The sequence below is a fragment of the Kaistia sp. SLG-1 genome, assembly GCF_059699055.1.
This window is the reverse complement of sequence record NZ_AP048544.1, coordinates 1,930,969-1,943,490: the sequence shown is the minus strand read 5'-3', so window position 1 is coordinate 1,943,490 and position 12,522 is coordinate 1,930,969. Positions and strand designations below refer to the sequence as shown.

At 66.6% G+C, this 12,522-nt stretch carries 15 protein-coding genes; 9 read left to right on the top strand and 6 right to left on the bottom strand.

Annotation, left to right across the window (positions count from 1 at the left end; all coding sequences use genetic code 11):
* The first annotated feature begins 20 nt into the window (after positions 1 to 20).
* From AC6HZP_RS08650 to moaB, 3 genes are all read left to right on the top strand, one after another.
* Positions 21 to 1,931, top strand: a complete 1,911-nt coding sequence (locus AC6HZP_RS08650) for a tetratricopeptide repeat protein (protein WP_497526228.1) — start codon at positions 21 to 23, stop codon at positions 1,929 to 1,931.
* The gene (locus tag AC6HZP_RS08645) at positions 1,928 to 2,851 is read left to right on the top strand and encodes a 4-(cytidine 5'-diphospho)-2-C-methyl-D-erythritol kinase (RefSeq protein WP_497526227.1); all 924 of its coding nucleotides are present in this window, start codon (positions 1,928 to 1,930) and stop codon (positions 2,849 to 2,851) included. Before AC6HZP_RS08650 ends, AC6HZP_RS08645 begins: the two co-directional genes overlap by 4 nt.
* Positions 2,852 to 2,920: 69 nt before the next feature.
* Positions 2,921 to 3,469 (top strand): molybdenum cofactor biosynthesis protein B, encoded by a 549-nt coding sequence (gene moaB, locus AC6HZP_RS08640; protein WP_497526226.1) that lies wholly within the window; start codon positions 2,921 to 2,923, stop codon positions 3,467 to 3,469.
* 203 nt (positions 3,470 to 3,672) lie between these two features.
* Here the strand turns inward: moaB and AC6HZP_RS08635 are convergent, their stop codons facing one another.
* On the bottom strand, positions 3,673 to 4,266 hold the full coding sequence (locus AC6HZP_RS08635) for a glycosyltransferase (RefSeq protein ID WP_497526225.1): 594 nt from the start codon (positions 4,264 to 4,266) through the stop codon (positions 3,673 to 3,675).
* Positions 4,267 to 4,423: 157 nt separating this feature from the next.
* On the opposite strand from AC6HZP_RS08635, the gene AC6HZP_RS08630 reads away from it, so the two are divergent.
* The 4 genes from AC6HZP_RS08630 to rnhB all read left to right on the top strand — a co-directional run bounded on the left by AC6HZP_RS08630 (position 4,424) and on the right by rnhB (position 8,218).
* Positions 4,424 to 5,518 carry a PA0069 family radical SAM protein gene (locus AC6HZP_RS08630; protein WP_244669963.1) on the top strand — a complete coding sequence of 365 codons (1,095 nt, stop codon included), beginning with the start codon at positions 4,424 to 4,426 and terminating at the stop codon, positions 5,516 to 5,518.
* A gap of 140 nt (positions 5,519 to 5,658) precedes the next feature.
* Positions 5,659 to 6,408 (top strand): NYN domain-containing protein, encoded by a 750-nt coding sequence (locus AC6HZP_RS08625; protein ID WP_201403163.1) that lies wholly within the window; start codon positions 5,659 to 5,661, stop codon positions 6,406 to 6,408.
* A 147-nt stretch (positions 6,409 to 6,555) separates the two neighbouring features.
* Complete coding sequence (locus AC6HZP_RS08620; RefSeq protein WP_244669868.1) at positions 6,556 to 7,368, top strand: hypothetical protein; 813 nt, start codon at positions 6,556 to 6,558, stop codon at positions 7,366 to 7,368.
* Positions 7,369 to 7,498: 130 nt separating this feature from the next.
* A complete protein-coding gene (rnhB, locus tag AC6HZP_RS08615; protein WP_497526224.1) occupies positions 7,499 to 8,218 on the top strand; it encodes a ribonuclease HII in 720 nt (239 codons plus the stop codon).
* Between the two features lie 6 nt (positions 8,219 to 8,224).
* On the opposite strand, the gene atpF is transcribed toward rnhB, so the two are convergent.
* The 5 genes from atpF to AC6HZP_RS08590 all read right to left on the bottom strand — a co-directional run bounded on the left by atpF (position 8,225) and on the right by AC6HZP_RS08590 (position 10,919).
* A complete protein-coding gene (atpF, locus tag AC6HZP_RS08610) occupies positions 8,225 to 8,710 on the bottom strand; it encodes a F0F1 ATP synthase subunit B (protein WP_201403161.1) in 486 nt (161 codons plus the stop codon).
* Between the two features lie 10 nt (positions 8,711 to 8,720).
* Positions 8,721 to 9,332 (bottom strand): F0F1 ATP synthase subunit B, encoded by a 612-nt coding sequence (locus tag AC6HZP_RS08605; RefSeq protein WP_201403160.1) that lies wholly within the window; start codon positions 9,330 to 9,332, stop codon positions 8,721 to 8,723.
* Positions 9,333 to 9,424: 92 nt separating this feature from the next.
* Entirely contained in the window at positions 9,425 to 9,652 is a 228-nt protein-coding gene (locus AC6HZP_RS08600; protein ID WP_018182554.1) for a F0F1 ATP synthase subunit C, read from the bottom strand.
* Positions 9,653 to 9,714: 62 nt separating this feature from the next.
* Positions 9,715 to 10,467 (bottom strand): F0F1 ATP synthase subunit A, encoded by a 753-nt coding sequence (locus AC6HZP_RS08595; protein WP_201403159.1) that lies wholly within the window; start codon positions 10,465 to 10,467, stop codon positions 9,715 to 9,717.
* A gap of 56 nt (positions 10,468 to 10,523) precedes the next feature.
* Positions 10,524 to 10,919 carry an AtpZ/AtpI family protein gene (locus tag AC6HZP_RS08590; protein ID WP_201403158.1) on the bottom strand — a complete coding sequence of 132 codons (396 nt, stop codon included), beginning with the start codon at positions 10,917 to 10,919 and terminating at the stop codon, positions 10,524 to 10,526.
* A 230-nt stretch (positions 10,920 to 11,149) separates the two neighbouring features.
* Here AC6HZP_RS08590 and AC6HZP_RS08585 point away from each other — a divergent pair, with 230 nt between their 5' ends.
* Together AC6HZP_RS08585 and AC6HZP_RS08580 are read left to right on the top strand one after the other, a co-directional pair.
* Positions 11,150 to 11,671, top strand: coding sequence for a DUF721 domain-containing protein (locus AC6HZP_RS08585; protein WP_201403157.1), 522 nt, complete (start codon positions 11,150 to 11,152; stop codon positions 11,669 to 11,671).
* Positions 11,672 to 11,768: 97 nt separating this feature from the next.
* Positions 11,769 to 12,410 (top strand): DsbA family protein, encoded by a 642-nt coding sequence (locus tag AC6HZP_RS08580; RefSeq protein ID WP_201403156.1) that lies wholly within the window; start codon positions 11,769 to 11,771, stop codon positions 12,408 to 12,410.
* Positions 12,411 to 12,522: the final 112 nt, after the last annotated feature.

Genomic DNA, 12,522 nt, shown 5'->3' with positions numbered 1-12,522 from the left:
CCGTTGCGGTCTGTTTCGCATTGCTGGCCAGCACCAGCCTGATCGCCACGGCAGCCGCCCGGGCCGAGCCTTCGATCTCGGACCTGCTGGATGACGCCATGCCGACACTGGCGGGCAGCTATCTGGCGGCGCTCAGCGCCACCAATGCGCAGGACTATGACGCGGCGACGCTCTTCTTCGAGGAAGCGCTGAGCCAGGATCCGGAAAACCCGCTCCTGCTCGAGCGCACCTTCACGCTGCTCGTCGCCAATGGCGACATCAACCGCGCGATCCCGCTCGCCGAGGAACTGGTCAAGCTCAATCCGGACAACCGGATGGGCCGGCTCGTGCTCGGCGTGAAGGACCTGAAGGCGAAGAAATACCCCGAGGCCGGCAAGGAGTTCGGCCTGGACGACAAGGGGCCGCTCGCCAACATCCTCTACGGATTGCTGGCGGCCTGGGCGGCCGAGGGCCAGGGGCAGACCGACGCGGCGCTCAAGATCGTCGAAACGCTCCAGGGCCCCGAGTGGTACGGGATCTTCAAGAACTTCAACCTGGCGCTGATCAACGCCAATGCCGGCCGCACCGACGCGGCGCTCGCGGCGATCACCAAGGCCTATCAGGCCGAGGGCAGCTCGATGCGCGTCGTCGAGGCCTATGCCCGGCTGATGGCCCGCGCCGGCAAGACCGAGGAAGCGAAGAAGGCCCTCGAGAGCTTCACCAAGAAAAGCGTCGGCCATCCCGTCATCGCGGCGCTTCTGGCCGAGATCAATGCCGGCAAGAAGCCGGGGCCGCTCGTCCGCAATCCGCAGGACGGCGCCGCCGAGGTTCTCTATGGCCTCGGCTCGGCGCTCGGCAGCGAGAGCGGCGGCTCCGATCTCGCCACGCTCTATCTGCGGCTCGCGCTCTATCTGCAGCCGAAGAACGAGCTGGTGCTGATGGCGCTCGGCGACCTGACGCAGAACGCGCAGCGCTTCGAGCGCTCGATCCCGATCTTCGACCAGGTGGCGAAGAACTCGCCGCTCCGGCGCAACGCCGATCTGCAGATCGCGCTCAGCTACGACGCGGTCGGCAAGCACGACGACGCCGCCAAGCGGCTGAAGCGCCTGATCGCGGTCAATCCGCGCGACATCGACGCGCTGACCACGCTCGCCACCATCAACCGCACCGGCAAGCGCTATGCCGAAGCGGCCGCCATGTACACGAAGGCGATCGACTCGATCACCGACGACCATGCCCGCAACGCGCTGATCTATTTCTTCCGCGGCATCGCCTATGAGCGCGCCCAGCAATGGGACAAGGCCGAGCCCGACTTCCTGAAGGCGCTGGAGATCCAGCCGGACGAGCCGCAGGTGCTCAACTATCTCGGCTATAGCTGGATCGACCGGGGCCTGAACCTCGAGCGCGCCACGGACATGATCAAGAAGGCCGTCGAGCTGCGTCCGAACGACGGCTACATCGTCGATAGCCTCGGCTGGGCCTACTACAAGCAGGGTAAGTACGACGAGGCCGTCGGCCAGCTCGAGCGAGCCATCTCGCTGAAGGCCGACGACGCGACCATCAACGACCACCTCGGCGACGCCTACTGGAAGGTCGGGCGCAAGCTGGAGGCGACGTTCCAGTGGGCGCATGCGCGCGACCTGAACCCCGAGCCGGAGGACAAGGAGCGCATCCTCGCCAAGCTCGCCAAGGGGCTCGACAAGGTCGAGGAGACGAAGGTCGCTTCGGCGCCGGCGGAGACCGCCACGGACGGCACCAGCAGCGCCGCGACGGCGGGCGAGACCTTCACCATCGGCAAGGGCGACAGCCTCTGGAAGATCGCGCGCGACGTCTATGGCGACGGCGAGCTCTACAGCCGCCTGATCGACGCCAACCGCGACAAGCTGCGCAATCCGAACCTCATCGTTCCGGGTCTCGTCATCGACATTCCGAAGCTCGACAAGGCCGAGTGACGCATCCGGCTGGAAACACGCACGGCGCGGATCCCGGCGCCGTGCTCGGCGCGGAATTCGCGCCGGCGAAGATCAACCTCGCTTTGCACGTCACCGGCCGTCGCGCCGATGGCTATCACGAGCTCGACAGTCTCGTCGTGTTCGCCGGGATCGGCGACACGATCGAGGCGATCGCCGAACCCGGCGCCCTGACGCCAGCGCTTCGGATCGATGGCCCCTTCGCGGCCGGGCTCGATATCGGGCCGGACAATCTCGTGCTGCGCGCCGCGCGGGCGCATCAGGCGGCGGGCGGCGCGATTGGCGGCCTCGGCCTCAGGCTCATCAAAAACCTGCCGGTCGCCTCCGGCATCGGCGGCGGTTCGGCCGACGCGGCGGCGACGCTGCGCCTGCTGGCGCGCATCGCCCCCCTCCCCGCCGGCTCGGCGACCGTGCCCGACGCGATCGCGGCGACGCTCGGCGCCGACGTGCCGATGTGCCTGCGCTCGACGCCGCTGCGTGCCACGGGGATCGGCGACCGGCTCGCGCCGGCAAGCGGCCTGCCCCGGCTGCCGATGCTGCTCGTCAATCCGCGCGCCGCCGTCTCGACGCCGGCCGTGTTCCGGCAACTCGCCCGCGCCGACCATCCCGCCCTGCCCGACCTGCCGACTACTTTCACCGACGCCGCCGCGCTCGCCGCCTGGCTGCGCGGCACGCGCAACGATCTCGAGGCGCCGGCCATCGCGACGCTTCCCGTCATCGCCGACGGGATCGCCGCCGTCGGCGCGACGGAGGCTTGCCTGCTGGCACGGATGTCCGGCTCCGGCGCGACCGTGTTCGGGATCTATCCGGACGATGCGAGCGCTGCCCGCGCCGCGGCGCGCATCAAAGCAGCGCATCCGGACTGGTGGATCGCCGCGACCGCCGCGGAGGGTAGCGACTAGCTATCCCGCTTTCCTTGGCGCTTGGCAGCGACTATGTCTCGGCAGAGATTGCGCGACGAGGAACCCGCCATGGCCGACGAGACCCTGCCCTTCATTCCGGTCCGCTTCGCCGTGCTCACGGTCTCCGACACGCGCTCGCTCGAAGATGACCGGTCGGGCCAGACGCTGGCCGAGCGCATCCAGTCGGCCGGGCATGTGCTGGCCGAGCGCGCCATCGTCCCTGACGATGTCGACGAGATCCGGACCATCGTCTCGTGCTGGATCGAGGATGACGGCATCGACGTCGTCATCACCACGGGCGGCACCGGCTTCACCGGCCGCGACGTCACGCCCGAGGCCGTGGAGCCGCTGTTCGAAAAGCGCATGGACGGCTTCTCGGCCGTGTTCCATCGCCTGAGCTATGAGAAGATCGGCACCGCGACGATCCAGTCGCGCGCCACCGCCGGCGTCGCCAACTCGACCTTCATCTTCGCGATCCCCGGCTCGCCCGGCGCCTGCCGGGACGCCTGGGACGGCATCCTCAGCCTGCAATTCGATTATCGCAGCCGGCCGTGCAATTTCGTCGAGATCATGCCGCGCCTCGACGAGCACCTGAAGCGCGGCAAGCTCCAGGCCTGAGGGTCTCGCCCGGAATGTGGGGGACGCTGTTCCTTCACCTCTCCCTGAGGGAGAGGTCGACGGCCGAAGGCCGGCGGGTGAGGGTTTACGGCCTCACCGGATAGTTCCCTAAACCCTCACCCGGAGCTTCGCTCCGACCTCTCCCTCAGGGAGAGGTGAAGAAAGGGTCAGACCCCGCTAAAGGGAGGCAGGAAGAAGGGCTGTCAGGCGGCGGCGCCGCGCGAGATCGCCCGGGCGCGCAGGAACGACATCCTGCCGCGGCCGATGCGGCGGCCGAGATCGCTCTCGGCGCGGCGAGCCTCGGCGCGATGACCGCCGACGGCGCGATAGAGGCTCGACGGAACCAGCAGGCCCTGCTCTGGCAAGGGCGCGGCCAGCAAACGGGCGCGGAGCGCGGCGCGGGTCTCCGCCAGCCGCGAGCGCCAGCCGAAGCCGGCATGGGCGAGACGGAAGGAGGCCGCGCGCGTCGCGCCGCTGCCCGCCATCGCCAGCCGGTCGATGAAGTCGCGCGCCTCGCGCTGCCAGCCGGGCTCGAGCATCACGTCCGGCGACAGGAAGAGCAGCCAGTCGGAGCGGGCGAGGCTCGCGCCCCTCGCGAGATCCGCGCCGCGCTCGCCCGTGCCCTCGACGAGCTTGCAGCCGGCCGCGTCGGCGACGGCGACCGTGCCGTCCGTCGAGCCGCTGTCGACGACGATCACTTCGCGCACCATGCCGTCGGCGGCGGCAGGCACGAGGGCCGCCAGCGCATGCGCCAGCGCCAGCTCGTCATTGCGGGTGGAGAGGATCACGCTGATCATTCCTTCGATCTTAGCGTTAAATTTTGCGTCTGCGAGATCAAACAAGCGAGACGTTCCGTCGCAATCTCATGCGTTCTTGTTTTGTTCTCAAAACGGGCGTATGAGTCGCTTCATGTCGCTCGCACGCTCCCTCCCCCCGCATCTTGACCCGCTGCTCATGCCGGCGGACCCGACCCTGACCGCGTCGATCGATCCTGACCGTCGACGCGGACGTGGCGCCCAGAGCAACAGCTCTGGGCGCTTCGAACGCTTCCAGTCGATCCCCTTCGACGATGGCTGGCAGACGCTGGACGAGCTGCCGCCGTTCAAGACCGAGGTGATGCCGGAAAAGGCGAAGACGATCATCACCCGCAACGATTCGCCGGATCTCGCCTTCGACCGCTCGATCAATCCGTATCGCGGCTGCGAGCATGGCTGCTCCTACTGCTTCGCGCGGCCGACGCATGCCTATATGGGCCTGTCGGCCGGCCTCGATTTCGAATCGAAGCTCTTCTACAAGCCCGACGCCGCCAAGCTCCTGGAGAAGGAGCTTTCGGACCCGGACTACAAGCCGCGCACGATCGCCATCGGCACCAACACCGATCCCTACCAGCCGATCGAGCGCCAGCACCGCATGATGCGCGACATCCTCGAGGTACTGGACCGCTTCAACCATCCGGTCGGCATCGTCACCAAATCGGCGCTGGTGCTGCGCGACGTCGACATTCTCGGCCGCATGGCGGAGCGCGGCCTCGCCAAGGTGGCGCTGTCGATCACCACGCTCGACCGCAAGCTGGCGCGCGACATGGAGCCGCGCGCGGCGACCCCGGGCCGCCGGCTCGACGCCGTGCGCGGGCTGGCGGATGCGGGCGTGCCGGTCGGCGTGCTCGTCGCGCCGATCATCCCGGCGCTGAACGATAGCGAGGTCGAGCGCATCCTCGACGCGGCCGTCGCCGCCGGCGCCACCGAGGCCGGCTACGTGCTGCTGCGCCTGCCGCTCGAGGTCAGCGAGATCTTCAAGGAATGGCTGCTCCGCCACTATCCCGACCGCTACCGGCACGTGATGTCGGTGCTGCGCTCGATGCGCGGCGGCAAGGACTATGACGCGACCTTCGGCAAGCGGCAGAAGGGCGAAGGCCCCTATGCCTGGCAGATCGGGCGGCGCTTCGAGATCGCGGCGCGGCGGCTGGAACTGAACCGGCGCAGCCTCAAGCTGCGGACCGACCTGTTTTCCCCGCCCGTCCGCCAGCCGGCACAGCTGAGCCTGTTCTAGGGTCTTCAGGAAGTGGTGAAATGCGCCGCCGTCCCGGCCAGGCCAGCGCATCTGTGCTAACAAGGTGGGATCTGGCGCGCATGTGGCAGGCGCCTCGCGCCGCGGTCGCTTGCCGCTCCCCGTTGCGATCGGAGCATAAATTGGCGGATCAACTTCCCGGAGCCACGGCGAAACTCGCCCTTCTGATCGACGCCGACAATGTCCGGGCCGATTTCCTGCCCATCATCATCCGCGAGGCCTCGACGATCGGGCGGGTCGTGATCCGCCGCGTCTACGGCCATTTCGCCTCCAGCTCGATGTCGCAGTGGCAGCCGCTGCTGCACAGCCATGCGCTGACGCCGGTGCATGTGCCGCCAGCCGCCGTCGGCAAGAACGCGACGGACATGAAGCTCGCCATCGAGGCGATGGACATGCTGCACGAGAAGGGTCTCGACGGGTTCTGCATCGCGTCCAGCGACAGCGATTTCACCACGCTCGCAAGCCGCATCCGCGAGGACGGCCTCGCCGTCTACGGCTTCGGCGAGCAGAAATCGACCAAGCCCTATGTCGCCGCCTGCGACCGCTTCTTCTATTGCGACCTGCTGCTCGCCGAGGAGCGCCAGACGAGCGAGCCCGCCAAGACGAAGAGCAAGTCACCGCCGAAGAGCGTGCCGCGCCTGCCGCGCGACGAGATCTTCGCCGCGATCGAGGACGTCTCGGGCGACGACGGCTGGGCGCATCTCGGCCCGGTCGGCACCATCCTGTTCAAGCGCATGCCGGATTTCGACCCGCGCAATTTCGGCTTCCGCAAGCTGGTCGATTTGATGGAGACGGTGGCGGGCGTCGAGGTCCGGCGCGAGGATCTGGACACCGGCGGCAAGGCTGTCATGATCCGGCTCAAGGTGCGCTAGAACGTTCAGGGCGAGGTGGATATCGGTTCGCGTCGAGACGACGCGACCGGCCAGGTTAGCTAGCCGACGGCGCGCCCGGTCGCGACCAGCCCCGCGTGTGGCATCCGGTGCCTTGCGAGCTTCCACCACGTCCAATAGAACGGAACCATGACACAATCGATGGGGGCAGCCGTGCTCAAGACCGCGCAATCCGAACTCGACTATCTGGTCAGCCACATCGCCCAGGCCGTTCGCTCGTCGCAGTCCTTCGACGATCCGTTCTACCATCTGGTGCTCGACCGCATTTTCCCGGAAGACATCTACGCCGAGATGCAGGAACTGATGCCGTCGGCGAACCACTTCCGGGCGCTGGCCGGTCGCGGCAATGTCAACATCCGCACCGACGGCAGCGCCACGCGCGTCAAGGTCGACCTGTTCCCGGAATATCTGCGCCACCTCGAGGGCCGGCGGAAGGAGATCTGGAACCTGGTCGGCGCGGCGCTCTGCTCCGAGCCCGTCCGCGACGCCTTCGTCGAGCGGCTGGGACCGGGCCTGAAGCGCCGCTTCGGCAACGCCTACAAGCCGAGCGACTTCTTCCCGATCCCGATGCTGACCCGCGACACGTCCGGCTATCGCATTCCCGAGCACACCGACACGCGCTGGAAGGGCATCACCGTGCAGCTCTATCTGCCGCGCGACGAGCAGCTGAACGGCGTCGGCACCGTGTTCTCCTCGCGCGAGCCCGAGGGCGGTTTTACGCGGGTGAAGCAGATGGATTTCATCCCGAACCACGGCTATGCCTTCGCGGTCGGCGACAACACCTGGCATTCCGTCGATCCGACCGGTGAACTGCCGACCTCGCGCGACAGCATCCTGCATACCTATTTCGTCGATCAGACCGCCTTCGAGAAGACGCGCAACCGCGGCAAGCGGGTGGGCAACTTCCTGAAGAACGAGTTCCGCCAGCTGGTCGGCAGCTAAGGCGCTTTCGAGCGAAGCGCCTCAGGGCATACGAGACTTTCGGAAGGGCGGCGAGCCACATCGCCGCCCTTCGCTTTTTGGCCTATGCTTGTCGCTTGCAATCCGACGGAGGGTCGGGGATTTTCCGGCCATGGCACGTCGCACCGCACCCGAATCGCCGCTCCTGTTCGAGCTCCCCCCGGTCCCGACCGACGCGATCGAGCGTCGCCTGCGGCGGCGCGGCCTCAAGGCCATCGCCGGGGTCGACGAGGCCGGGCGCGGCCCGCTGGCGGGGCCGGTGGTCGCCGCCGCCGTCATCCTCGATCCGAAGAACATTCCGGACGGGCTGAACGATTCGAAGAAGCTGACGGCGCTGGCACGCGAGGCCCTGTTCGAGCGGATCATGGCATCGGCGCATGTCTCGGTCGTCGCCGCCTCGGTGCTCAGGATCGACACCACCAACATCCGCCAGGCAACGCTCTGGGCGATGACGCGCGCCGTCGCCGGCCTGCCTTGGGCGCCGGATCTCGCCATCATCGACGGCAACGACCTGCCGCCCGCCCTCGCCTGCCCCGGCGAGGCCTATGTCAAGGGCGACGCCCGCTCGGTCTCGATCGCAGCTGCCTCGATCATCGCCAAGGTGACGCGCGACCGCATGATGACGCGCGCCGCGACGCATTTCCCGGACTACGGCTTCGAGCGCCACATGGGCTACGGCACGGCGGCGCATCTGGCCGCGCTTTCCACGCTCGGCGCCTGCCCGCTGCACCGCGCCAGCTTCGCCCCGATCCGCGCGCTCAACACAAACGAAAACGCCGCCGGCTGGGCCGACGGCGTTGAACTTCCGATCGAAGAGATCCTCTTCGACTGAGCCGGATCAGTTGAGCCGGCTCTTGACGTCGTTGATCGAGGCGGCGACCAGGTCCGCACCCGCCGCGCCCGCCAGCTTGGCCGCGAGGATCTTCTCGGCAGCGGCGATCGAGACGTCGGCCGAGAGCGCCTTCACTTCCTGCAGAGCCTGATGCTCGGCCTGGGTGATCTTCTCTTCGGCCATCTTGGTGCGACGCGTGACATAGTCTTCCATCTCGGCCTTGGCGGCCTCGGCCAGGGCGACCGCCTCGCGGCGGGCCTTGTCGACGATGGTCTGTGCCTCGGTCTCGGCTTCGCGAGCCCGCTTCTGGTAGTCGGCGAGCAGCGCCGCGGCTTCCTCGCGCAGACGCTTGGCGTCGTCGAGGTCCTTGGCGATGCTGTCGGCGCGGGCGTCGAGCGCCTTGCCGATCTTGGTGTGCACGCCGACATAGACCAGCAGCACGAAGAACAGGATCAGGCCGACAAGGGCGAAAAAGGAGGCGTCGAGTTGCATGATCTTGCCCTTACTTCGCCGCCACGGCGGAGACGGCCTTCGCCACCTCTTCCTGGCTCGGTTGCTGTCCGCTCAGCGCCGCGACGACGGCGGCAGCCGCCTCCTCGGCGATGGCATTGACGTCGCCAAGGGCCTTCGCCTTGATCTCGCCGATGCGGGCTTCGGCCGTCTCGAGCTTCGCGACGAGCGAGGCCTCGATGTCGGCGCGCTGCTTCGTCGCCGTGGCCTTTGCCTCGTCCGTGCTGGACTGGGCGATCGCATGAGCCGAGCTCTTCGCGTCCGCGAGAGCCTTCTCATACGTGCCGAGCGCCTTGTCGGATTCGACGCGCAGGCGCTGCGCCTCTTCCAGGTCGCCGGAGATCCGCTGTGCGCGGCCTTCGACGATGGTGGTGAGCCGCGGCACGAGGACCCGCTTCATCAGGAGATAGAGCAGGCCGAAGAAAACGACATACCAGAGGATCTGCGACGGGAATTTCTGCGTGTCGAAGGGCGGGAATACCGCCTTCCCGCCTGCTTCATGCCCGACCTCGGTGTGCGTCTCAGTCGGCGCCGGCGGAACGACGGTAGAAGCCGGCGCGGGCGCGGCGTCCTCGGCGTGGGCAGGCGAGATGAACCAAGTCATCGAAGACCCCAGATCGTAGAATAAAACACATGCGACGGCACGAGGCCGCCGCATGGGGCTTCACCCGGCCGCCTTGCGGCGACCCAGAAGGATCAGACCACGAAGAGCAGGAGCAGCGCGACCAGCAGCGAGAAGATGCCGAGAGCTTCCGTCACGGCGAAGCCGAGGATCAGGCGGCCGAACTGGCCATCAGCTGCCGACGGGTTGCGCAGCGCGCCCGACAGGTAGTTCGAGAAGATGTTGCCGAGGGCGAGAGCCGTTCCGGCCATGCCGAAGCAGGCAAGACCAGCACCGATGAACTTTGCAGCTTCCGCTTCCATTTTATGCTCCTTGAAGACGTAATTTCGGGTTGGAAGAACGTGTAACTTCGCCGACCTGCTGATCAATGCCCGGGATGGAGGGCGTCGTTCAGATACATGCAGGTGAGGACCGTGAAAATGTAGGCCTGGAGGAATGCGACCAGGAATTCGAGGGCCGTGAGGCCGACCGTCATGACCAGCGGCAGGATCGCGCCGCCGATACCGAGCGCGCCGAGGCTGGCCAGGCTCGCCACGAAACCGGCGAACACCTTCAGGGTGATGTGACCGGCAAGCATGTTGCCGAAGAGACGGACGGAGAGGCTGATCGGACGCGAGAGGAACGAGATGACCTCGATCGCCGACACCAGCGGCACGACCGCCATCGGCACGCCGCTCGGCACGAACAGGCCGAGGAAGCCGAAGCCGTGCTTGGCGAAGCCGTAGCCGACCACCGTCAGCATGACCGTCATCGACAGCAGGAAGGTAATGATGATCTGGCTGGTCGCCGTCATGAAATAGGGGAACATTCCGAAGAAGTTCGCCACCAGGATGAACATGAACAGCGAGAACACGAGGGGGAAGAAGCGCATCCCCTCCTTGCCGGCGCTGGATCGCAGCGTGCTGGCGACGAATTCGTAGGAGAGCTCCGCGACCGACTGCAGGCGGCCGGGGATCAGGCTGTTCTTCGCGGTCGCGAGGTAGAGGAAGCCGGCGACGATCGCCACCGTAGCACCCATCGCAAAGGCGGAGTTGGTGAAATGGAACTCCGTGTCCCCGATCGTGCCGATCTGGAAGAATTCCTGGATGTGAAACTGATGGATCGGATCGTTAGCCACCGAGCCCGCCTTCTTCGCCTGAGTTCCGACCGAGGCCTATGCCACGACCCTAAAACTTACTTCGCCTTCTTGTCCCGGGACGACACCTGCCGTGCCTCGGGCTGCGCTACCTTGCCGATCGAACGCAGGACGTTAAGAACACCTGCGACGAAGCCAAGCAAGAGGAGAATGATCATTCCCCACGGCGACGTGCCGAGCCAGTGGTCGATCATCCAGCCGAGACCGGCGCCGACGATCACCCCCGAGACGAACTCGCTGACCACCCGCAGGGCCACGCTCATACCCTGAGCATTGACCCGGACCGATGGATCATCGGCGTCCGCCTTCTTCGCCTCGCCCTGAGCCTTGTCGAGCTTCTGGCTGAGCGCGCGCAACCTTTCGGACAACGCGGCTTCGTCTTCGGCCATGCGCTTGATCTTCTCTCCATCACCTGGCGAACCCGTGTCGCTCATCGCGTCATCCCTGCCAAGTGACGGTAAAGCCTGTCAAAGCTTCTCGCCGCCCCCGAAACCGCGCGCACCATAGTGAGGCCTCCCCACCGTGTCAAGAAGCCGTGAACAACCTTTAACCGCTTGATTTTATTGTATTTTATTCGAACGGAAACGAGTCGTTTTGACCAAAAGGGCGAATCCGTGGCGAGCACGGCGTTCACAGCGCCCGGCCATCATGCGACAACAGGGGCATGAGCGACAACACCAACATCAAGGCCAGGCGCGGCCCGCAGAGCATCGGTGCCCTGATCGGCGGCGTCATTGCCCCCGTCTGCGCCAAGCGCGGCTTCGCGACGGCGGACCTGATCTCCGCCTGGTCCGACATTGTCGGCCCGCGCTACGCCACCACCACCCTGCCGGAAAAGATCACCTGGCCGCGCCGCGACCAGGCCAAGGCGCCGGGCGGCGCTACGCTGGTGATCCGGGTCGATTCGGGCATGGCGATCTATCTGCAGCACGAGACCAATGTGCTGCTCGACCGAATCAACGGCTTCCTCGGCTTCGGCGCGGTGACGCAATTGAAGATCGTGCAGGGCGTCGTCTCGCGGCCGCCGCCGCGCGTGGTGGCGCCGCCTCCCCTGACCAAGGTCGAGGAGCAAGAGGTCGCCTCGACCGTCGCCTCGGTCGAAAGCGACGGTCTGCGCGAGGCGCTCGCGCGGCTTGGCCGGGGCGTTTATTCTTCGGTCAAAGCGCCGCGCCAGCCTTCGGGCTGACAAACGCCGCAATTGATCGGATAAGTTTCGCGCAAAGCGTGTCAATCGCTCCGCCGTCCCGCACCGGGTCGACCGGCGCACAAGGAGAACAGGAACCGTGACGTTCAATCGCAGACAGTTTCTTGGCCAGGTCGGAGCCGGCTCGCTCGCCATCGGCGCCCTTTCCCTGCTGCCGCGCGCCGCTCAGGCCGCCGGCGAGAAGGTCGACGTCGCCGAGCTGATGAAGCCCGGCCCGCTCGGCGACAAGACGCTCGGCGATCCGAAGGCGCCGATCACCGTGATCGAGTACATGTCGCTCACCTGCTCGCACTGCAAGCACTTCCACGACACCACCTGGAAGCCCTTGAAGGAGAAGTACATCGACACCGGCAAGGTGTACTTCATCCTGCGCGACTTCCCGCTCGATCCGCTGGCGACCGCCGCGATCATGCTGGCGCACGCCGCGCCGAACGACAAATTCTTCGAGATGGTCGACCTCTTGTTCGACCAGCAGGAGAAGTGGGCCTTCGTCGACGATCCGGTCAGCGCGCTGCTCGCCATCGCCAAGCAGGTCGGTTTTACACAGGAGACTTTCGAGCTGACCTTGAAAAACCAGGCCCTGCTCGATGGTGTGAATTCCGTGAAGGAACGGGCGGCGTCGCAGTTCGGCGTCAATTCGACCCCGACCTTCTTTATCAACGGGGCCAAGCATCCGGGTGCGCTCTCCTTCGAGGAAATGGAAAAGCTGCTGGCGTCCTGACCGCGCGCCGCGCACCGGCCGGACCCGTCGGGGGGCGTCGCCTCCTGACGCCCGGCCTCGTTCCGTCTCTTCACTGAGTTCCCCTCCCCCATCGGGGAGGGTTTTTGCTATG

What these genes read in the sequence shown, in the direction of transcription:
- AC6HZP_RS08590 (WP_201403158.1), bottom strand. Translation starts at nt 10,919, where the DNA reads ATGAGCGACACGGGTTCGCCAGGTGATGGAGAGAAGATCAAGCGCATG.
- AC6HZP_RS08630 (WP_244669963.1), top strand. Translation starts at nt 4,424, where the DNA reads ATGCCGGCGGACCCGACCCTGACCGCGTCGATCGATCCTGACCGTCGA.
- rnhB (WP_497526224.1), top strand. Translation starts at nt 7,499, where the DNA reads ATGGCACGTCGCACCGCACCCGAATCGCCGCTCCTGTTCGAGCTCCCC.
- AC6HZP_RS08600 (WP_018182554.1), bottom strand. Translation starts at nt 9,652, where the DNA reads ATGGAAGCGGAAGCTGCAAAGTTCATCGGTGCTGGTCTTGCCTGCTTC.
- moaB (WP_497526226.1), top strand. Translation starts at nt 2,921, where the DNA reads ATGGCCGACGAGACCCTGCCCTTCATTCCGGTCCGCTTCGCCGTGCTC.
- AC6HZP_RS08605 (WP_201403160.1), bottom strand. Translation starts at nt 9,332, where the DNA reads ATGACTTGGTTCATCTCGCCTGCCCACGCCGAGGACGCCGCGCCCGCG.
- AC6HZP_RS08620 (WP_244669868.1), top strand. Translation starts at nt 6,556, where the DNA reads ATGACACAATCGATGGGGGCAGCCGTGCTCAAGACCGCGCAATCCGAA.
- AC6HZP_RS08585 (WP_201403157.1), top strand. Translation starts at nt 11,150, where the DNA reads ATGAGCGACAACACCAACATCAAGGCCAGGCGCGGCCCGCAGAGCATC.
- AC6HZP_RS08635 (WP_497526225.1), bottom strand. Translation starts at nt 4,266, where the DNA reads ATGATCAGCGTGATCCTCTCCACCCGCAATGACGAGCTGGCGCTGGCG.
- atpF (WP_201403161.1), bottom strand. Translation starts at nt 8,710, where the DNA reads ATGCAACTCGACGCCTCCTTTTTCGCCCTTGTCGGCCTGATCCTGTTC.